The 18101-nt window shown below is 54.9% G+C and carries 23 protein-coding genes; 21 read left to right on the forward strand and 2 right to left on the reverse strand.

The window, feature by feature from the left end; genetic code table 11:
* The first annotated feature begins 149 nt into the window (after positions 1 to 149).
* From rpmE to TCARDRAFT_RS08310, 13 genes are all read left to right on the forward strand, one after another.
* Positions 150 to 350: a 50S ribosomal protein L31 gene (gene rpmE / locus TCARDRAFT_RS14990; RefSeq protein WP_007289546.1), complete on the forward strand. Its 201-nt coding sequence runs from the start codon at positions 150 to 152 to the stop codon at positions 348 to 350.
* Between the two features lie 90 nt (positions 351 to 440).
* Positions 441 to 1340, forward strand: coding sequence for a DUF1385 domain-containing protein (locus TCARDRAFT_RS08255; RefSeq protein ID WP_007289547.1), 900 nt, complete (start codon positions 441 to 443; stop codon positions 1338 to 1340).
* Entirely contained in the window at positions 1330 to 2400 is a 1071-nt protein-coding gene (gene prfA / locus TCARDRAFT_RS08260; protein ID WP_007289548.1) for a peptide chain release factor 1, read from the forward strand. The genes TCARDRAFT_RS08255 and prfA overlap by 11 nt, the downstream gene beginning before the upstream one ends.
* Before the next feature lies 1 nt (position 2401).
* The gene (prmC, locus tag TCARDRAFT_RS08265; protein WP_007289549.1) at positions 2402 to 3271 is read left to right on the forward strand and encodes a peptide chain release factor N(5)-glutamine methyltransferase; all 870 of its coding nucleotides are present in this window, start codon (positions 2402 to 2404) and stop codon (positions 3269 to 3271) included.
* 11 nt (positions 3272 to 3282) lie between these two features.
* Entirely contained in the window at positions 3283 to 4323 is a 1041-nt protein-coding gene (locus TCARDRAFT_RS08270) for an L-threonylcarbamoyladenylate synthase (protein WP_007289550.1), read from the forward strand.
* A 54-nt stretch (positions 4324 to 4377) separates the two neighbouring features.
* Positions 4378 to 4986, forward strand: a complete 609-nt coding sequence (locus tag TCARDRAFT_RS08275; protein WP_408643046.1) for a manganese efflux pump MntP — start codon at positions 4378 to 4380, stop codon at positions 4984 to 4986.
* 77 nt (positions 4987 to 5063) lie between these two features.
* Positions 5064 to 5561, forward strand: coding sequence for a low molecular weight protein arginine phosphatase (locus TCARDRAFT_RS08280; RefSeq protein ID WP_007289552.1), 498 nt, complete (start codon positions 5064 to 5066; stop codon positions 5559 to 5561).
* Between the two features lie 24 nt (positions 5562 to 5585).
* Complete coding sequence (gene rpiB, locus TCARDRAFT_RS08285) at positions 5586 to 6026, forward strand: ribose 5-phosphate isomerase B (RefSeq protein ID WP_007289553.1); 441 nt, start codon at positions 5586 to 5588, stop codon at positions 6024 to 6026.
* Positions 6027 to 6041: 15 nt separating this feature from the next.
* On the forward strand, positions 6042 to 6608 hold the full coding sequence (locus tag TCARDRAFT_RS08290) for a TIGR01440 family protein (RefSeq protein WP_007289554.1): 567 nt from the start codon (positions 6042 to 6044) through the stop codon (positions 6606 to 6608).
* A gap of 27 nt (positions 6609 to 6635) precedes the next feature.
* A complete protein-coding gene (locus TCARDRAFT_RS08295) occupies positions 6636 to 7877 on the forward strand; it encodes a serine hydroxymethyltransferase (RefSeq protein ID WP_007289555.1) in 1242 nt (413 codons plus the stop codon).
* 39 nt (positions 7878 to 7916) lie between these two features.
* On the forward strand, positions 7917 to 8543 hold the full coding sequence (gene upp, locus TCARDRAFT_RS08300) for a uracil phosphoribosyltransferase (protein WP_007289556.1): 627 nt from the start codon (positions 7917 to 7919) through the stop codon (positions 8541 to 8543).
* A gap of 158 nt (positions 8544 to 8701) precedes the next feature.
* Positions 8702 to 9022: a DUF2680 domain-containing protein gene (locus TCARDRAFT_RS15510; RefSeq protein ID WP_007289557.1), complete on the forward strand. Its 321-nt coding sequence runs from the start codon at positions 8702 to 8704 to the stop codon at positions 9020 to 9022.
* 139 nt (positions 9023 to 9161) lie between these two features.
* Positions 9162 to 9776: a class I SAM-dependent methyltransferase gene (locus TCARDRAFT_RS08310; RefSeq protein WP_007289558.1), complete on the forward strand. Its 615-nt coding sequence runs from the start codon at positions 9162 to 9164 to the stop codon at positions 9774 to 9776.
* 71 nt (positions 9777 to 9847) lie between these two features.
* Here the strand turns inward: TCARDRAFT_RS08310 and TCARDRAFT_RS08315 are convergent, their stop codons facing one another.
* The gene (locus tag TCARDRAFT_RS08315; RefSeq protein ID WP_007289559.1) at positions 9848 to 10822 is read right to left on the reverse strand and encodes a 2-hydroxyacid dehydrogenase family protein; all 975 of its coding nucleotides are present in this window, start codon (positions 10820 to 10822) and stop codon (positions 9848 to 9850) included.
* 357 nt (positions 10823 to 11179) lie between these two features.
* Between TCARDRAFT_RS08315 and spoVAD the strand changes: the two genes are divergently transcribed.
* The 5 genes from spoVAD to TCARDRAFT_RS08340 all read left to right on the forward strand — a co-directional run bounded on the left by spoVAD (position 11180) and on the right by TCARDRAFT_RS08340 (position 14786).
* Complete coding sequence (spoVAD, locus tag TCARDRAFT_RS08320) at positions 11180 to 12184, forward strand: stage V sporulation protein AD (RefSeq protein ID WP_007289560.1); 1005 nt, start codon at positions 11180 to 11182, stop codon at positions 12182 to 12184.
* Between the two features lie 13 nt (positions 12185 to 12197).
* Positions 12198 to 13280, forward strand: coding sequence for a hypothetical protein (locus tag TCARDRAFT_RS08325; protein WP_007289561.1), 1083 nt, complete (start codon positions 12198 to 12200; stop codon positions 13278 to 13280).
* Positions 13281 to 13372: 92 nt separating this feature from the next.
* Positions 13373 to 13579 (forward strand): DUF1657 domain-containing protein, encoded by a 207-nt coding sequence (locus tag TCARDRAFT_RS08330; RefSeq protein ID WP_007289622.1) that lies wholly within the window; start codon positions 13373 to 13375, stop codon positions 13577 to 13579.
* Between the two features lie 73 nt (positions 13580 to 13652).
* Entirely contained in the window at positions 13653 to 14564 is a 912-nt protein-coding gene (locus TCARDRAFT_RS08335; protein WP_007289562.1) for an acyl-CoA dehydratase activase-related protein, read from the forward strand.
* Between the two features lie 15 nt (positions 14565 to 14579).
* The gene (locus tag TCARDRAFT_RS08340) at positions 14580 to 14786 is read left to right on the forward strand and encodes a hypothetical protein (protein WP_040683222.1); all 207 of its coding nucleotides are present in this window, start codon (positions 14580 to 14582) and stop codon (positions 14784 to 14786) included.
* A gap of 96 nt (positions 14787 to 14882) precedes the next feature.
* On the opposite strand, the gene TCARDRAFT_RS08345 is transcribed toward TCARDRAFT_RS08340, so the two are convergent.
* The gene (locus TCARDRAFT_RS08345; RefSeq protein ID WP_007289563.1) at positions 14883 to 15593 is read right to left on the reverse strand and encodes a YetF domain-containing protein; all 711 of its coding nucleotides are present in this window, start codon (positions 15591 to 15593) and stop codon (positions 14883 to 14885) included.
* Between the two features lie 249 nt (positions 15594 to 15842).
* Between TCARDRAFT_RS08345 and TCARDRAFT_RS08350 the strand changes: the two genes are divergently transcribed.
* The 3 genes from TCARDRAFT_RS08350 to TCARDRAFT_RS08360 all read left to right on the forward strand — a co-directional run bounded on the left by TCARDRAFT_RS08350 (position 15843) and on the right by TCARDRAFT_RS08360 (position 18098).
* Positions 15843 to 16286 carry a deoxycytidylate deaminase gene (locus TCARDRAFT_RS08350; RefSeq protein WP_007289564.1) on the forward strand — a complete coding sequence of 148 codons (444 nt, stop codon included), beginning with the start codon at positions 15843 to 15845 and terminating at the stop codon, positions 16284 to 16286.
* 165 nt (positions 16287 to 16451) lie between these two features.
* Positions 16452 to 16721 (forward strand): ACT domain-containing protein, encoded by a 270-nt coding sequence (locus TCARDRAFT_RS08355; protein ID WP_007289565.1) that lies wholly within the window; start codon positions 16452 to 16454, stop codon positions 16719 to 16721.
* 18 nt (positions 16722 to 16739) lie between these two features.
* Positions 16740 to 18098, forward strand: coding sequence for a PFL family protein (locus TCARDRAFT_RS08360; protein ID WP_007289566.1), 1359 nt, complete (start codon positions 16740 to 16742; stop codon positions 18096 to 18098).
* Positions 18099 to 18101 lie beyond the last annotated feature (3 nt).

An 18101-nucleotide genomic window follows, 5' to 3' on the forward strand; every position in this document is an offset into this window, starting at 1 on the left:
CTGCAGGGAGAACAATATATTCGCGACCGGTGCGACCTTAATATTAAAGCAGCATTCTATTTGTTGCACACGCGGCGCCGTTGTGCTATAATAACGTAGCGTAGAAGCGAAGCCCCGTAAAGGTTAGATAAAGTGAGGTGCAAGATACGATGCAAGAGAAAATCCATCCCAAGTACGGTGAAGCAAGAGTCATATGCGGTTGTGGCAATACCTTCACCACTGGTTCTGTTAAAAAAGAACTGCGTGTAGACGTTTGCTCCAAGTGCCATCCTTTCTTCACCGGCCAACAGCGTACGGTCGCTGCCCGTGGCCGCATCGAGAAATTCAATAAGCGCTACGGCCAGGAATAAGCTTGACATCGGAGCAGAGCAGCTAATGCTCTGCTCTCGCTGTATGTGGGCGTTTCGGCCACTCTTGATCTATTGGAGAGGAGAGCAGCCGTGAAGAGCAAAATTACCATCGGCGGCCAAGCCGTTATCGAGGGAGTCATGATGCGTGGGCCGGGTTATATTGCTACCGCCGTGCGCGAGCCGTCGGGGAACATTGTCGTCAATAAAGAACCGCTGGCGTCAATCACTGACCGTTATCCTTTTTTGAAAAAACCGCTTATTCGCGGCGTAGTGGCGTTAGTTGAATCCTTGACCTACGGTCTTAAGGCTCTGTCGTTTTCGGCCCAGGCTGCCGGCGAAGGGGAGGAAGCGCTATCGGCGCGGGATATTGCCATGACCATGGTTTTTTCCCTGGGGCTGGCCATCCTGCTTTTCGTCGTCATTCCTACCTATGCCGCCAAATTCATGCATAGCGTCACCGCCGATGCCCGTATTCTCAATCTGATGGAAGGATTGCTGCGGCTAGCCATTTTTATCGCCTATATTTACGGCATTTCGCTGATGAAAGACATTCAGCGCGTTTTTCAGTACCACGGTGCGGAGCATAAAACCATTCACGCCTTTGAAGCAGGCGCGCCGCTCACCGTGGAACATGTGCGGGCCTACAGCACGCTCCATCCCCGGTGCGGCACCAATTTCCTGCTGATTGTCATGGTAGTGAGTATTATCGTTTTCGCCTTTTTAGGTTGGCCTGACCTGTGGCTGCGCATTCTGTCGCGGATCCTCCTACTGCCAGTCATTGCCGGCATTAGCTACGAAATTATCCGCTATGCCGGCCGCAGTGACAAGCGGTGGGTAAGCTGCGCCATTGCCCCCGGCCTGTGGCTGCAGAAACTGACCACCCGCGAACCGAGTGACGACCAGATTGAGGTGGCTATCCGCGCTTTGGAAGCGGTAAAGCCGGAGGAACCGGCGCAACTAGCGGAGGAGGTGAATGCCAATGCTGGATAAATTGCAGGCGATTGAAGATAAATACCTGGAACTGGAAAATCTGATCAGCGACCCGGATATTATTGCCAACCAAAGCGAATGGCAAAAACACGCCAAAGCCCATGCCAAACTCACGGAGATTGTCACAAAGTTCCGGGAGTACAAAAAGGTGCTGCAAGGGATGGACGATGCCCGGGAAATGCTTAAGGAAAAACTGGATGATGATTTTCGCGAAATGGTGGAGGCCGAGCTGGCCGAACTGAAAGCTAAATGCGTCCGGCTGGAAGAGGAGCTGCGCATCCTGATGCTGCCCAAGGATCCCAACGATGAGAAAAACGTTATCATCGAAATTCGGGCCGGCGCCGGCGGCGATGAGGCGGCCCTCTTTGCCGGCGACCTTTTTCGCATGTATACCCGCTACGCCGAAGCCCAGGGTTGGCGAGTGGAGCTCTTGGACGCCAACAGCTCCGATCTGGGCGGGTTCAAGGAAGTTGTCTTCAGTATCCAGGGCGATGGTGCTTACTCGCGCTTTAAGTACGAGAGCGGCGTGCACCGCGTGCAGCGCGTACCGGAAACGGAAGCCAGCGGCCGCATCCATACTTCGACGGTGACGGTAGCCGTACTGCCGGAAGCCGATGATGTCGACGACGTGGTCATTAATCCTAGCGACCTCCGCATCGACACCTACTGCGCCAGCGGTGCCGGTGGCCAGCACGTCAACAAGACCGAATCGGCCGTGCGCATTACCCACCTGCCGACCGGCATTGTGGTGCAGTGCCAGGACGAAAAGTCGCAGATTAAAAACCGCGAGAAGGCGATGCGCGTGCTGCGGGCCAAACTGCTCGAGGCGGCGCAGGAAGAGCAGCGGGCCCAGCTGGCCCAGACGCGCAAAAGCCAGGTCGGCACCGGCGATCGCAGTGAGCGCATCCGCACCTACAACTTTCCGCAGGGCCGCGTGACCGACCACCGTATCGGCTTGACGCTGCATAAACTGGACTTTATTCTTAACGGCGATTTGGACGAGCTTATCAATGCGCTGGTTACGGCCGACCAGGCCGAACGGCTAAAGCAGGTCGGATAACATGAGCGCCAAAGAGCACAAGACCTGGACAATTGGCGCTATCTTAAGCTGGACGGGGCAGTACTTCCGGGACAAGGGCGTGGCTACGCCGCGCCTTGACGCCGAAGTGCTGCTTTCCCACATCTTGGGACGGGACCGCCTCTACCTTTATCTGAATTATGACCAGCCACTGGAGCCCGCGGAGCTGGCCGCCTTCCGTGAAGCGGTAAAAAAGCGGGTGCTGCGCGTGCCGGTGGCCTATATTACCGGCCATAAAGAGTTCATGGGCCTTGATTTCATTGTAACGAGCGACGTACTCGTGCCGCGCCCCGACACCGAGGTACTGGTGGAGGCGGCGTTGGCGCGCCTTGCCGGTGTATCCACCCCCGTAGTGCTCGATCTGGGGACGGGCAGCGGGGCGATTATCGTTAGCCTGCTTCACCGGCTACAGGCGGCCACCGGCATAGGGGTCGACATTTCGCCCGGCGCACTCGCCGTTGCCCGCGCCAATGCCCAAAAGCACGGCGTGGCGGCGCGCCTTGCCTTAAAGCAAGGCGACCTCTTTGCCCCGGTTGCCGGACAAGCCTTCGATGCCATTGTTGCCAATCCGCCCTACATTCCCGACGGCGATATTGCCGGCCTCGAACCCGAGGTGCGGCACGAGCCCCGTACGGCGCTGGCCGGCGGGGCGGACGGTCTGGATTTTTACCGGCGTATTGTTGCCATGGCACCGGGCCATCTTAAGGACGGCGCCTTTCTGGCGGTCGAGGTTGGCTGCGGCCAGGCGGCGGCGGTGGCCGGCCTGGCCGCAGTGAGCGGCCTTGGGGTCGAAGCCGTCATTAGGGATTATGCCGGCATTGAGCGCGTCGTGGTCATGCGGCGCGGCCGGTGAGGAGAGAGAATATGGAAACAAAATATTACCTTGTTGATAAAGAGCATCCTGACAAGCGCATTCTGGCAGAAGCAGCTGATATCCTGCGGCGCGGCGGGCTAGTCGCCTTTCCGACCGAGACGGTTTATGGCCTGGGCGCTAACGGCCTGGACGCACAGGCGGCGGCGCGCATCTATGCCGCCAAGGGACGCCCGTCCGACAACCCGCTTATCCTGCACATCGCCGACAGCGGCGACGTAGCGCTTCTTGCCCGCCGCATTCCGGCCAACGCGGCGGCGCTGATGGCGCGTTACTGGCCGGGGCCGCTGACCATTGTCCTGGACCGGACGGACGTTGTGCCGGATGCGGTTACCGGTGGGCTGAGCACGGTAGCCGTGCGGCTGCCCGCATCGACCGTGGCGCGAGAACTTATCCGGTTGGCCGGCGTGCCGGTCGCGGCGCCTAGTGCCAATACCTCCGGCCGTCCCAGCCCGACGACGGCCCAGGCAGTGCTAGCTGACCTGAGTGGCCGCATCGATGCCGTGCTGGACGCCGGCCCCTGCGATATCGGCGTTGAATCCACAGTGGTGGACTGTACGACGCCGGTGCCGACGCTGCTTCGGCCCGGCGGCATTACCCTGGAGATGCTGCTGGAAACGCTGGGCGAGGTCGAACTTGATTCGGCTCTGGCCGAGAGTACGGCCACGCCTCGTTCGCCGGGGATGAAATATACCCATTATGCGCCGGCTGCGCCGATGACGCTGGTAGAAGGAGCGGGCGCCGCCGCCATGGTGCGGCGCAAAGTGACGGAAGCGCTGGCCGCGGGATGGCGGGTCGGGGCGGTCGTTTCGGCGGAAACGGCGGCGCTATTGCCATCGGCGGTGGTTAAGGCCGTGTATGGCCCGCGGGACGATGCCGCCGCGATTGCCGCTAACCTGTACCAGGCGCTGCGCCATTTTGACGCTTGCCCGGTAGATGTTATTTATGCCGAGGGCATTACCGAGAGCGGTCTTGGCCTGGCGGTCATGAACCGGCTGCGCAAAGCGGCCGGCTACCGTATTTTGCAAGCGTGACGAATTTTCCAGGATAAGTTCTCACCTCCCGCTCATATACATTACCGTATGGAGGTGGGAGGATTGAGCGTTTTGGAACTATTCGTGCTGAGTGCGGCGCTCGGAACCGATTTGTTTTCCGTGGCCGTGCCCATTGGTATGAATCGGGTCAGACTGAGGGTTATCGTCCAGTCGGCGGCTGTTTTTGCCTTGTTTCACATTATTATGATTCTAACCGGCTATTATGTGGGCCACTGGTTAGGGGCGGTGGTCGAACATGTGAGCACCTACCATATTGATCTGCCGGCAGTCGCGGTGCAAAACTGGGCCAGTGCCTTGGGCGCGCTGGTGCTGGCCGGCTTAGGCCTGCATATGATTAAGGAAACAAGAGCCGGCGATGACACCGTGGGTAGTGCCAGTCACCCCTTGCAGGGACTGACGCTGGTCATGCTGGCGGTCAGCGTCAGCATTGACGCGCTGGCGGCCGGCTTCAGCCTGGGCATGATGGATGTGGATCTTATTAAATTAAGCGTTATCCTTGGTGCCGTTATTTTTGCTATCGCCGTCTTCGGTCTGGGGCTCGGGCGGCGGGTCGGCGCATTTATCGGCGAACGGGCGGCGGCAATCGGCGGTGCCGCCCTTATTGCCCTCGGCCTGCATGTCCTGTGGACGGCGCTGTGGTGAAAAGCAGGGAATAGCCGTAGGTAAAGCGAAAATGATGCAAACGGAGCGGACATACTATTTAGGGGTTGAAAAGAAATATGCTGCGTATTTTGGTTGTGTGCACCGGCAACACTTGCCGCAGTCCAATGGCTGAGGCGCTTTTATCCGCGAAAATCAAAGAAAGTGGCTTGACCGACCGCATCAAGGTACTGTCGGCTGGTTTGGCGGCCGGCGGGGAGCTGCCTGCTTCCCATGGCGCCCAGACGGTCATGAAGCGGCGCGGCCTGGATTTGTCTGCCCACCGGTCGCGGCAGGTCGCACCTGAATTTGTGCAGGTAGCCGACATTATCCTGACGATGACGGATGCGCATAAGCAGGCCTTGGTGCGCGCTATGCCCCAAGCGGCGGGCAAGACGTTTACGCTGGCCGAGTTTGCCGGCGAAACCGGCGATGTGGCCGATCCGTTCGGCGGCGATGAGGCGGAATATGAGGCTTGCGCCTGCCAGATTGAGGCGATACTAGCTAAAGTTTGGGAAAAAATCCGCGCGTTAGCAGGAGATGGCGGCGGCGCCGCAGAACAAGAAAGGGAAAAATAGGACAGGAATTGGAGTGCGTGGCGAATGTTAGTAGCGATCGGCAGTGATCACGGCGGATTTCGCCTTAAGGAAGAAATCAAACGGTTTTTGGAGGAGGAGAAAATCGCCTACCGCGATTTTGGCACCTACTCGACCGATTCGGTAGATTACCCCGACATTTCCCGCAGCGTCGCCCAAGCGGTGGCGACCGGCGAATGTGACCGGGGCATTATTATATGCGGTACCGGTATCGGCGTGTCCATCGCCGCGAACAAGATTAAGGGCATCCGGGCGGCTCTATGCCATGACGTCTATTCGGCCCAGATGTCACGGGAACACAATGACGCTAATATTCTCACCATGGGCGAGCGGGTCATCGGACCGGGCTTGGCCCGGGCCATCGTGGCCAAATGGCTCGCCACCGAGTTTGCCGGCGGTCGTCATGCCCGGCGGGTGTGCCAGATCGCCAGCCTGGAAGAAGAATAGGCGGAGGGATGACTTATGGACGACAGCCTGACCATTCGCGCGCAGACCGAGCGGGCGGTCCGGGAGCTCATTACGGTGGCCGGCCTGGCGCCCGGGCAGCTTCTGGTTGTTGGCTGCAGCACCAGTGAGGTGCAAGGGGCTAAAATCGGTTCGGCTGGTTCGGACGCGGTGGCCCAGGAAATTTTAGCCGGACTGATGACCGTGGCCGGCGAGTTTCAGGTGAGACTGGCTATTCAGTGCTGTGAACACTTAAACCGGGCCCTTGTCGTCGAGCGCCAGACCATGGAGCAGTACGGTCTTGAAGAGGTCACCGTCGTGCCGGTGCCCAAGGCAGGCGGTGCTTTGGCGGCACGGGCCATGCGCCAGTTTGCCGATCCGGTGGTGGTTGAGACGATAGCGGCCCATGCGGGGCTGGACATCGGCGCCACGCTAATTGGTATGCATCTCAGGCGGGTCGCGGTACCCGTCCGTCTTCAGCAAAAGTTTATCGGCCAGGCGCCGGTAACGGCGGCGCGCACCCGGCCGAAACTTATCGGCGGGGCTCGTGCTGTCTACGAATGGCCGGTTGACCTAGAGAGCTAAACATCAGCGGCGAAGGAGGAAGCAGTTTTGAACGTACTTGCCGGAATTGACCCCGAAATCGCTCAGGCTATAGACCTGGAGCGTCAGCGCCAGCAAAACAAACTGGAACTTATCGCCTCGGAAAACTTTGTCAGCAAAGCGGTAATGGAAGCCCAGGGATCAGTGCTAACCAACAAGTACGCCGAGGGGTATCCCGGCCACCGCTACTATGGCGGCTGCGAATATGTGGATATTGTTGAAAATCTGGCCATTGAGCGGGCTAAAGCACTGTTTGGGGCCGAACATGTCAATGTTCAGCCGCATTCGGGCGCGCAGGCCAACACCGCTGTCTATTTCGCTCTGTTGGAGCCCGGGGATGTCATCATGGGCATGAACCTGTCTCACGGCGGCCATCTTACCCATGGCAGCCCGGTTAACATCTCGGGCAAATATTTCAAAGTTATTCCCTACGGCGTTAATCCCACTACCCAGCAGCTCGATTACGACGCCGTCCGCGCCGAGGCCATCCGCCAGCGGCCCAAGATGATTGTGGCCGGCGCTAGCGCCTATCCGCGCATCATTGACTTTGCCAAGCTCGGCGAAATTGCCCGTGAGGTGGGCGCCATCCTGTTTGTCGACATGGCCCATATTGCCGGCTTGGTGGCTGCCGGGCTGCATCCCAGCCCCATTCCTCACGCCGATGTGGTGACAACGACGACCCACAAGACGCTGCGCGGACCGCGCGGCGGTATGATCATGTGCCGGGCGGAGCTAGCCAAGGCGATTGACAAGGCCGTCTTCCCCGGCATCCAGGGCGGGCCGCTTATGCATGTCATCGCCGCCAAAGCGGTGGCGCTGAAAGAGGCAATGACCGAAGAATTTCGCCTTTATCAGGCCCAAATCCTGAAAAACGCCAAGACGCTGGCCGAAGAGCTCATGGCCGCCGGCTTTACCCTCGTGTCCGGCGGTACCGACAACCACCTCCTGCTGGTAGATGTCAGGAGCCTCAATCTCACCGGCAAGGAGGCCGAACGGCTGCTGGATGAAGTGGGCGTCACGGTCAACAAAAACACCATTCCTTTTGACCCGGCCAGTCCGTTTGTCACCAGCGGCATCCGCATCGGGACGCCGGCCGTTACCTCCCGCGGCATGAAGGAGGAAGACATGGTGACAATTGCGCGCATCATCACCATGGTGCTCAAGCATCCTGACGACAGCCGGGCCAAAGCCGAAGCCGTCACCTTGGTGGGACAGCTCTGCGCCAAATATCCTCTTTATGCCAACTTATAGCGGTAAGCGAAAAAATTAAATATATGTGGAGATGTGTGTATGCAGGTAAAAGTGATTGACCACCCCCTTATTCAACACAAGCTGTCGCTGCTGCGCGACAAAAACACCGGCAGCAAAGATTTCCGGGAACTGTTAGAGGAAATCGCCATGCTCATGGCTTATGAGCTAACCCGCAATCTGCCGCTGGAGGAAACAGAGATCGAAACGCCTGTCGCCCGCACTAGGTGCAAGGTCCTTACCGGCAAGAAGCTGGGGGTTGTGCCCATTCTGCGGGCCGGTTTGGGCATGGTCAATGGTGTGCTGCGGCTCATTCCCGCGGCCAAAGTCGGCCATGTCGGTGTCTATCGCGATCCGGAAACGCTAAAACCGGTCGAGTATTATTGCAAACTGCCAACCGACGTTTCCGAGCGTGACTTTATTGTTATCGATCCCATGCTGGCCACCGGCGGTTCTTCGGTGGCTACCATTGACATGCTGAAACGCAAGGGCGCCAAAAACATTAAGCTCATGTGCCTGGTAGCCGCTCCGGAAGGGGTGCACCTGGTCAATGAGCAGCACCCCGATGTTGAGATTTACACCGCCTCGGTCGACGAGCGCCTCAATGACCACGGCTACATCGTTCCCGGCCTTGGCGATGCCGGCGACCGTATTTTTGGCACTAAGTAATATTTGGCTATTTGACGGCACTCCCCGGCCGCACAGCGCTGCGGCCGGGGATTTTTGCGTCGGCGGCAAATTCCATCATTTTTTCAAAATTTCTTCATAAGATCTTCACAATGCCTTGGTATAGTATAGACAAACAAAAGTTAGGGAGGTTGAACAACATGAAAAAATGGATTGTCGCAGTAGCCGCTGTGGCGGTGATGGTGGTTAGCGCAGCATTTGTTTATGCCCAGGAGGCTCAGCCGGCGCCTCCGGCAGGGCCGATGATGAATGTCGACCAAATGCTCGAATTCCACAAACAAATGCTTGACCAGGCGGTGAAAAACGGCAGCATAACCGCCGAACAAGCTAAGTTCATGAATGAACATATGACCCAGATGGCGCCCATGATGCAGCAGATGATGACCGGCATGGGTTCTGGAATGATGGGCGGCAATGCGGTTAACTGCCCCGGCCTGGCGGCCAGCGGCAACAATCAGTAATAGCTTGGCAAAAAAGCGCGGCACGGCCGCGCTTTTTTGCCGGCGATAAGCGCTTAGGGTTTTCCGAATATTTATTATCCAGCCTGTTAAGTATATAATTGTAAGTGTATTTAACTTTGTGCGGCAAGAAGGGAAGCGTATGGCAGTTCATAATGTCAGTCAAACAGAAATCATCCGGCGGCGGTATAATCGGACGGCGCTTTTTTATGACTGGATGGACAAGATGATCTCACCGCGTTTGCGTCGGCAAGCAATCGAACTGGCGGAAGGCAAAGTATTGGAAGTGGGCGTCGGTACCGGGCAAAACCTGCCCTTTTATCAGGGGGACTGCGAGGTAACAGGCATTGATTTTAGTCCTGGCATGCTGCGCAAAGCCCAGGCACGACTAAGGCTGGCCAAGGTTCCGGTAAAGCTTTTAGAGATGGATGCGCAAGCAATGAGTTTTGCCGATGAAACTTTCGATACCGTTGTCGCCACCTGTGTTTTTTGTTCGGTTCCGGACCCAGTGCAAGGCCTGCGTGAAATAAAGCGGGTGTGCAAAAAAAACGGGAAAATAATTTTACTGGAGCATGTCCGGAGCGACAATCCGCTGCTGGGTTGGCTTATGGATTTGTTAAACCCTGTTTCGCTGTATTTGATCGGCTCGAATATTAACCGAGACACAGTGCAAAATGTCATTGCTGCCGGTATCCATATCGAGGACGTCAAGAACGTAAAAGGGAAAATTGTAAAGCTCATCATCGCCCGTCCCTGATATATTACTCGATTAAAAAATGATGCTACTTTCCCGATTGGGAAGGTGGCATCATTTTTTTGATTAATCCGTTAGGCGTAAATTTGCGGGTTGACACAGGTGAGGGGCTTTTGGCCATGCAGTACGGCAATAATATTTTCAGCGGCGATACGCGCCATGGCCTCGCGCGTTTCCACCGTTGCGTTGCCAAGATGCGGACAGAGGATGACGTTGTCCAGCTTTTCCAGTCCCGGCGTAATTTTTGGTTCAAACTCGTATACGTCCAAGGCTGCGCCGGCGATGGTTTTATTTTGCAGGGCGGTGAGCAGGGCTTGTTCGTCGATAATCGGGCCCCGGGCGGCGTTGATAAGAAACGCCGTTTTCTTCATGCTGGCCAGCTCTTTGGCGCCGATCAGGTGATGCAGCTCCGGGCTGTAACTGACATGGAAGGTAAGAAAATCGGCGTTCTTGATAACGTAGTCCAGGTCATGGTATTCGGCGTTTAGTTCTTTTTCCACCTCTGGGCTTAACCGAGTGCGCGAATAGTAGATTACCGGCATGTTAAACCCTTTGGCCCGTTTGGCTACCGCCTTGCCGATATTGCCCATGCCGACAATACCAAGCGTCTTGCCGCTGACTTCCACGCCCAGGTGATAAAGCGGCGCCCAGCCGGTAAACCGTCCGGCCCGGGTGTTTTTATCGCCTTCCACAATCCGCCGGGCAATGGCGATAATGAGGCCCCAAGTCAGGTCAGCCGTCGCGTCGGTCGAGACGCCAGGCGTATTGGTCACCGGAATCTTGCGGGCCGTTGCGGCCGCCACGTCGATATTATTGTAGCCGGCGCCGTAGTTAGCGATAATTTTCAGCTTGGGGTTGGACGCAATGACATCGGCGTCAATCGGGTCGGACAGCAGCGAGAGCAGGGCATCTTTTCCGGCCAGGCCTTCAATGATCTCCTGTTTCGATAACAGCCGCAGGTCGCGGTGCATGGTAACTTCGAATTCCTGCGACAGCATTTCGTAAGCAATCTGCGGAATTAAACCGGAAATAAATACTTTTTGCTTCATACCGATACCTCCGTTGGCTATTGTTTGGCTTCATTGTATCGCACGGTTACATATGAGTAAAATATATAGTTGAAATAGTAATTATTCTGTTTGCGAATGAATACTGTTGTCGATGAAAAATGATAATTTGATTTGTCAGGATTGTTTCTGTGATAAATAAGTCAATTTTCTAAATGAGTCAAGCCTGCTTGGCCTTGCAGATGCAGAGGCCAAGAATTATTTTATTGCCCTGGCCAATACTAAAAATAGCTGTCGGGGAAATGGTGGTAATCGCCGGCATGAAAAAACCCGACAGCATGATCAAGCGGCCGTTGGCTATAGCGTAGCTGCTGGGTGATAAGATCGGAGGGGCTAACTTTGAACAAAAAGCAAGGTAAGCAAAGTATTATTTTTGGTGCTCCACCTATTATTACCAGTACCGCCAACATCGTTGGCCCGATGGAAGGGGAAGGGCTGCTGGCGGGATACTTTGACCAAGTGATGGCCGACAACTTAAATAATCAAGATAGCTGGGAAAAATGTGAATCCTATATGCTCGAGTGGGCTATCCGCAAAGCCGTGGCAAAAGAAAACAGCACCATCGCTACTGTTGACTATGTATTGGCCGGTGACCTGCTCAATCAGTTGATGGCCACCCATTTTGCTTTGCGAAGTTTGGGAAGGCCTTTTTTAGGCTTATACGGCGCCTGTTCGACGCTGGCGGAGGGCATGCTGCTTGGCGCCGTACTGCTCGATGGCGGCTTTGCCAATAAAGTGGCCGTTGCCGTATCAAGCCACCATGACACGGCTGAACGGCAATACCGTTTTCCTACTGAATTAGGGGTGCAGCGGCCGCCTGTTTCGCAGTGGACAGTTACGGGGGCGGCGGCGGTGGTACTAGCGTATGCAGGTAGCGGGCCGCGCATTACGGCGGCAACGGTCGGGAAAATAATTGATATGGGGATTAAAGACCCAAACGCCATGGGTCCGGCGATGGCTCCCGCGGCTGTTGACACGCTCTGGCAGCATATTCAAGACACGGGACGGCAGCCTGCCTACTATGACCTGATTGTTACCGGCGATTTAGGGGTTGTTGGCAAAACTTTGGTTATTCAACTTATGCAGGAAAAGGGCTTGGATATATCGCAAAACTACGAAGACTGCGGGTGCATGATTTATCGCGAGGACCAGGACGCGCACGCCGGCGCCAGCGGCTGCGCCAGTTCCGGGGTAGTATTTACCGGTTATCTTTATCAAATGATGCTAGCGCGTAAACTGCAAAAAATTTTATTGATCGGTACAGGCAGCCTGCACAGCCCTACTTCGTACCAGCAAAAGGAATCCATTCCCTGCATTGCCCATGCCGTCGCGGTGGAAATATAAGGAGGTTGATAATTTGAAAGTTACTTACCCCCATATGGGGTATCTGAGTATTCCAGTTTACAATATGTTAACCAACCTGGGCCTTGAAGTGGTTGAGGCGCCGCCGATTACGAAAAAAACGATCGAGCTGGGTTCGCTCTATTCCCCGGAGGGTGTATGTTTGCCATACAAAATCAATATGGGTAATTTTTTGGAAAGTATCGACCGTGGCGCTGATACTTTTTTAACCGTATGCGGCGCCGGTAAATGCCGTTTAGGTTTTTACAACGCCGTACAGAAAATTGAGTTGGCCAAGCGCGGAGACGTCCGGTTTTATACTATCGACACCAATAATCTTTTCAGCAGTATTTACCGCTTCCTGCGGCAGGTCGCCCCGCACGTTAACCGCTGGGACATTTTAAAAAACATCATGCTGGCCGTAAAGACGCTTAAAGCTCTTGATGCTATCTGCAGCGCCAAGAATTTTTACGGCGCACGCTCGGATTGTCCAGATAAGCTGATTGCCATCTGCAACAACGCGGCGCAAAGTTTTGCCGGTTGCCTGAGTTTCAGCGATATAAGCTATAAGCAAAAAGCCGTGATTGACTTGGTGCGGGCCGTTGGGGAGTCCGCCAAACAGCCGGTTAGAATTGGCCTTGTCGGCGAGTTTTATGTCTTGCTTGAACCCTATGTGAATCATGCCATCGAAGATGTACTGATAAAACAGGGGATAGAGGTTAAGCGGTTCGTCTATACCGGTGATTGGGTGTTTTTAAATACCATGCTGCAGGCGCTGGGCTTGCATAATGAAGAGACGGCCTATCTAAACAAGGCGCGGCCTTATCTTAACTATCATGTCGGCGGTGAAGGCTTAAGAACGGTTGGCGGCGCTTTATGGTGCGCCAAGAACGGGTACGACGGCATAATCCATATCTACCCGTTTGGCTGTATGCCCGAGGTGGTTGCCGAGTACGCGCTGAAAAACATCGCGCGGGACTATGAGTTGCCGCTGCTCACCATTAGCCTTGATGAACACGCAAGTGACGTCGGCGTTATTACCCGCCTTGAGGCGTTTGTCGACTGCATTAAACGGAAAAAACAAAAACGGGAAAATTAACCGTAACGCTCTATATTTTCCATTTATAAATACGTGCGGCCTGCAAAAAATATTAACGCATCGCTCAACACTTCATGATAGGGGGCTAGATTATGACCGTAAAAAAAGATTTGGAGAAAGCCATTGCCGCCGCGGAGGCCGCTAAAGGCACTTACTCAACATTCGCTACCGCTACTGACGATCAAAGCGCTAAGACAATGTTTGAACAAATGTCCCAAGACATGGATCGTCATATCGCGCAACTCAACAGCCGCCTTAGTTCTACTGCAGAGAACAAACTAACAAACCAAGACCAATAACCGACAAGGGAGGTAGCAGAACTACCTCCCTTTTAATGGCAGGCAACTTTTTTCTTGGTAAAGGATGAATAATATGTTCGATAATGTCGGGATCCCTCAGGCGCTGCTATACCATGAATTTGGCGGCTTATGGACCACTTTTTTTCAGAATTTGGGAGTTCAAGTTATGGTATCCGGTGAAACCAGCAAACGCATGTTAGATTACGGTACGTCACTTGCGATTGATGAATCCTGCCTGCCGTTAAAGGTATATCTGGGGCATGTTGCTTCCTTATTAGATAAATGCAGCCATATCTTTGTCCCGCGGATTGTCCGGTACCATCGCCATTTTTATTTCTGCGCCAAATTTGCCGGCCTGCCCGATATAGTCAGAAATACCTTTAACTTGCCCGCTGAACGGTTGATATCCCCCACAATCGAAACCAAGTCGCTGGCCGCGCAAGTTCAGGCCGTTTATGCTGCTTGCCGGGCGCTAGACTTATCTTTGCTAGCCGGGGAGCTGGCGTACAACCGGTCGCTAAAATCATGGCGAGCCCAGTTGCCTTCCCAAGAGCAATCACCCCGGCCTCGCATCGCCGTCATCGGGCACAATTACTTATTGAAGGACGCATTGTTTGGCAAAGACATAATCGGTACGTTGACAGCCCAGGGGGCGGTCATTGTTACTCCCGATAACATTGGCGGCAAAGTTCTCTACGATGAGGCTAAAGCCTTTGCGCCGGACATCTACTGGCAATTATCGGCCAAGATCGCCGGAGCGGCTCGCTATTTTTGTCGGCAAAGCGATATTGCAGGCATTGTTATGGTGTCGAGCTTTGGCTGTGGTCCGGATTCGCTGGTAAATGAATACCTAGAACATCATGTTTTCCGGAAAAGCGATAAACCATATATCATTATTAATATTGACGAGCATACCGGCAGCGCCGGGATTATTACGCGACTAGAAGCGTTTTGGGACTTAGCGAATAGAAGAGCAAAACCTTAAGCGAGGGGGAGCATTATGGCGAAAAACCATATCAGATACGCTGGCGCGGGTTTTCAGGCGAAAGTGTCGCCGAGCCGAATTAACCGGTTTGTCCGCGCTTTGCCGGAAAAGAAACGGCAGTCGCTGTTTTCGGTAGCGGAAGAGCTTAAGTCCGCGGGCTTGATTGAAACAACCGGCGAAATCACCCATAGTCATGCCGAGAATATCGATATAGATAAATAGCGTGCGAAGCCGGGAAGCGACCTATTGGCAGTCTGTTATCGGCTACAAATAAAAGCGGTTGGAAGGTGAAGCTCCCAACCGCTTTTATTTGTAGCGCTAATTATTATTTTGCCTGTTGGCAGGAGTTTTGACGCTGACAAATAGTTGACCTTTAGAATCGATGGCGGCGTAGGTCACTTCGGATACGTCGGCGATGCCCCGGACGGCGAGCTGCTTTGCCAGCCAGTCCTTTGTCAGGTTGTGTTTGCGCAGGTTTTGTTCAATGATTTCGCCGTCCATCACGAGCTCTACCGGAAAAGTCGGGTCAGGCAGGTGAATTCCCAAATCGCTCTTGGTCAGGGGCTGATAGTCGGCCTTTTTAATCACACTCAGCTCACCCGATGTTTCGATGATGGCGTATTGCACCTCTGACGGGTCCAAGATGCCTTGCTGGCGTAATTGGCCGGCCAGTTCATCCAAATCGTACCGCAGGCCGCGCATGTTTTCCTTAATAATGCGCCCGTTTTCGATCACGACGGTCGGGGAGCCTTCGATCAGTTTGCGGAGCGGCCGGCTTTTTATGGTAAGGTAGGATATAGAATAGGTAAGGGCTACAAATAACGCCAAGTCATAGAAGTGGCTCCACACTTTATCAGGTTCAGAAGCAGCCACGTTGGCCGCAATAGAACCGATAGTGATACCGCTGACATACTCGTAAAACGTTAACTGACCGATTTGGGTATTGCCCAAAAAACGCGCAAAGAGCAGTAAACTAAAGAAAACTAACGCAGTTTGCCAGGTGTCGCGCATGATTTCCTGCCAATCCATATCTCACCATCCTTTTGTGTTCGAATGCCTGCAAGATATAGCTTGGACAGAAGTCGGTCCTTTTATGTTGGACGAGGTATAAGGATGAAGTATGAGGTATGAAGTATGAGGTGAGGCATGAAATTATCTTCGCGGTCAAAATCTGGCGACTAGTTGCGAAATTGCTGGTACAGCTTGAACTGCTGTGATATAATCGTATTAACTCCGCGTAAAAAGAACAAAATTGCTCCGTGGAAGGATGGTGATGGCGTGAGCCGACCGACCTGGGATGAATATTTTATGGATATTACACGGGTGGTGGCGCTGCGCTCAACGTGTCTCAGGCGACAGGTGGGAGCGGTTATCGTCAAGGATAAGCGGCTCCTGACCAGCGGCTATAACGGCGCGCCGCGCGGTCTGGCCCACTGTGAGGATGTGGGCTGTCTGCGCGACACCTATCATGTGCCGTCCGGCGAGCGGCACGAGCTGTGCCGCGGCATGCATGCCGAGCAAAATGCCATCGTCCAGGCGGCGCTCTACGGCGTGGCCATCGAAGGGGCGACGCTGTACTGCACCCATCAGCCCTGTTCAGCCTGTACCAAGATGATCATTAACGCCGGTATCCGCCGTATCGTCTACGAGCATCCCTATCCCGACCCGCTGGCGCGGGAGCTGGTGCAAGAGGCCGGCATCGAGTGCGTTTGTTTAAAATAAGGAACCCCAAAGGACGCAAAGAACGCAAAGGGCTACGCGCGCGACGGTTGTCGCGCTAGATTAGTTCAAAAACTTACTTTTCATCACTTGTGGTGCCAATGTATTGGCATGATTATCTCTGTGGTTGAATTCAACCCATTATTTGCGGCAAGAGGAGGAAAAACCGTGAAAATCGTTATTACCGTCGTCGGTCAGGACCGGGTGGGCATTATCGCCATGGTCAGCAATATTCTGGCCGATCATAATATCAACATTTTAAATATTAATCAAAACATCGTCGACGGCTTCTTTAACATGGTGCTCATCGCCGACATGGCGGCAGCTACTATCAGCCTGAAAGAGCTGCAACAAATTCTGACAAGCCGGGGCGAAGCAATCGGCCTGGACATCAAGGTGCAGCATGAGGACATTTTCCGCATCATGCACCGCATTTAACTCGGACGGAGGCTTGCCATGCTGACTTTTCACGATATTCTCGAAACCAACCGCATGATTGAACAAGACAAGCTTGACGTGCGCACCATCACCATGGGCATCAGCCTGCGCGACTGCGCTCATCCCGATATCGCCGTTTTCTGCCGCAATATCTATGATAAGATAACGCGGCTGGCCGACCGCCTGGTGCGCGTCGGGGAAGACATCGAGGCCGAATACGGCATCCCGATTATTAATAAACGTATTTCGGTGACGCCTATTGCCATTGCCGCCGAAAGCTGCCGCACCGACAGCTTTGTGCCGGTGGCCGAGGCGCTGGATGCGGCGGCCAAAGCGGTGGGCGTCAACTTTATCGGCGGTTTTTCCGCCCTGGTGGACAAGGGTTATACTGCGGGCGATCGGATTCTCATCCGTTCCATCCCGGAAGCGCTGGCCCGGACGGAGCGCGTTTGCGCTTCGGTCAGCGTGGCTTCCACCAAGGCGGGCATTAATATGGACGCGGTGCGGGAGATGGGCGACATTATTAAACAGACAGCCGAGCTCACCCGCGACCGGGATGCGCTCGGCTGCGCCAAACTGGTGGTGTTTGCCAACGCCGTCGAGGATAATCCGTTCATGGCCGGCGCCTTCCACGGCGTAAGCGAGCCGGAAACCACCATTAATGTCGGCGTATCCGGTCCCGGCGTAGTGAAACGGGCGCTGGAGGAAGTACGCGGCCGTGACCTTGGCACGGTTTCCGAGACGGTGAAAAAGATGGCGTTTAAAATTACCCGCGTGGGGCAGTTGGTGGCGCAGGAAGCATCGCGCCGCCTGGGTGTGCCGTTCGGCATTATCGACTTGTCACTGGCGCCGACGCCGGCCATTGGCGACAGTGTGGCCCATATTTTAGAAGAAATGGGCCTGGAAAGCTGCGGTGCGCCCGGGACGACGGCGGCGTTGGCCCTCTTAAACGACGCCGTCAAAAAGGGCGGGCTTATGGCGTCTTCCTATGTGGGCGGCCTAAGCGGCGCCTTTATTCCGGTGAGTGAGGACGCCGGCATGATTGCCGCCGTGGAGCGCGGCAGTCTGACGCTGGAAAAGCTGGAGGCTATGACCTGCGTGTGTTCGGTGGGACTCGATATGATCGCCGTGCCCGGGGACACTTCGGCGGCCACCGTTGCCGCCATCATTGCCGACGAAGCGGCCATCGGCGTGATTAATAACAAAACTACGGCCGTCCGCATCATTCCCGTGCCGGGCAAAACGGTGGGCGACCGGGTGGAATTCGGCGGTTTGCTCGGACATAGTCCGATCATTGCCGTCAATCCCTTTAAATCCGACGGCTTTATCGCCCGCGGCGGGCGCATCCCGGCCCCGGTACGCAGTCTGACAAATTAAAAA

Origin of the sequence: Thermosinus carboxydivorans Nor1 (assembly GCF_000169155.1) — a bacterium.
GTDB lineage: Bacteria > Bacillota > Negativicutes > Sporomusales > Thermosinaceae > Thermosinus > Thermosinus carboxydivorans.

What these genes read in the sequence shown, in the direction of transcription:
- rpmE (WP_007289546.1), top strand. Translation starts at nt 150, where the DNA reads ATGCAAGAGAAAATCCATCCCAAGTACGGTGAAGCAAGAGTCATATGC.
- prfA (WP_007289548.1), top strand. Translation starts at nt 1,330, where the DNA reads ATGCTGGATAAATTGCAGGCGATTGAAGATAAATACCTGGAACTGGAA.
- prmC (WP_007289549.1), top strand. Translation starts at nt 2,402, where the DNA reads ATGAGCGCCAAAGAGCACAAGACCTGGACAATTGGCGCTATCTTAAGC.
- TCARDRAFT_RS08270 (WP_007289550.1), top strand. Translation starts at nt 3,283, where the DNA reads ATGGAAACAAAATATTACCTTGTTGATAAAGAGCATCCTGACAAGCGC.
- TCARDRAFT_RS08280 (WP_007289552.1), top strand. Translation starts at nt 5,064, where the DNA reads ATGCTGCGTATTTTGGTTGTGTGCACCGGCAACACTTGCCGCAGTCCA.
- rpiB (WP_007289553.1), top strand. Translation starts at nt 5,586, where the DNA reads ATGTTAGTAGCGATCGGCAGTGATCACGGCGGATTTCGCCTTAAGGAA.
- TCARDRAFT_RS08290 (WP_007289554.1), top strand. Translation starts at nt 6,042, where the DNA reads ATGGACGACAGCCTGACCATTCGCGCGCAGACCGAGCGGGCGGTCCGG.
- upp (WP_007289556.1), top strand. Translation starts at nt 7,917, where the DNA reads ATGCAGGTAAAAGTGATTGACCACCCCCTTATTCAACACAAGCTGTCG.
- TCARDRAFT_RS15510 (WP_007289557.1), top strand. Translation starts at nt 8,702, where the DNA reads ATGAAAAAATGGATTGTCGCAGTAGCCGCTGTGGCGGTGATGGTGGTT.
- TCARDRAFT_RS08310 (WP_007289558.1), top strand. Translation starts at nt 9,162, where the DNA reads ATGGCAGTTCATAATGTCAGTCAAACAGAAATCATCCGGCGGCGGTAT.
- TCARDRAFT_RS08315 (WP_007289559.1), bottom strand. Translation starts at nt 10,822, where the DNA reads ATGAAGCAAAAAGTATTTATTTCCGGTTTAATTCCGCAGATTGCTTAC.
- TCARDRAFT_RS08330 (WP_007289622.1), top strand. Translation starts at nt 13,373, where the DNA reads ATGACCGTAAAAAAAGATTTGGAGAAAGCCATTGCCGCCGCGGAGGCC.
- TCARDRAFT_RS08335 (WP_007289562.1), top strand. Translation starts at nt 13,653, where the DNA reads ATGTTCGATAATGTCGGGATCCCTCAGGCGCTGCTATACCATGAATTT.
- TCARDRAFT_RS08340 (WP_040683222.1), top strand. Translation starts at nt 14,580, where the DNA reads ATGGCGAAAAACCATATCAGATACGCTGGCGCGGGTTTTCAGGCGAAA.
- TCARDRAFT_RS08345 (WP_007289563.1), bottom strand. Translation starts at nt 15,593, where the DNA reads ATGGATTGGCAGGAAATCATGCGCGACACCTGGCAAACTGCGTTAGTT.
- TCARDRAFT_RS08360 (WP_007289566.1), top strand. Translation starts at nt 16,740, where the DNA reads ATGCTGACTTTTCACGATATTCTCGAAACCAACCGCATGATTGAACAA.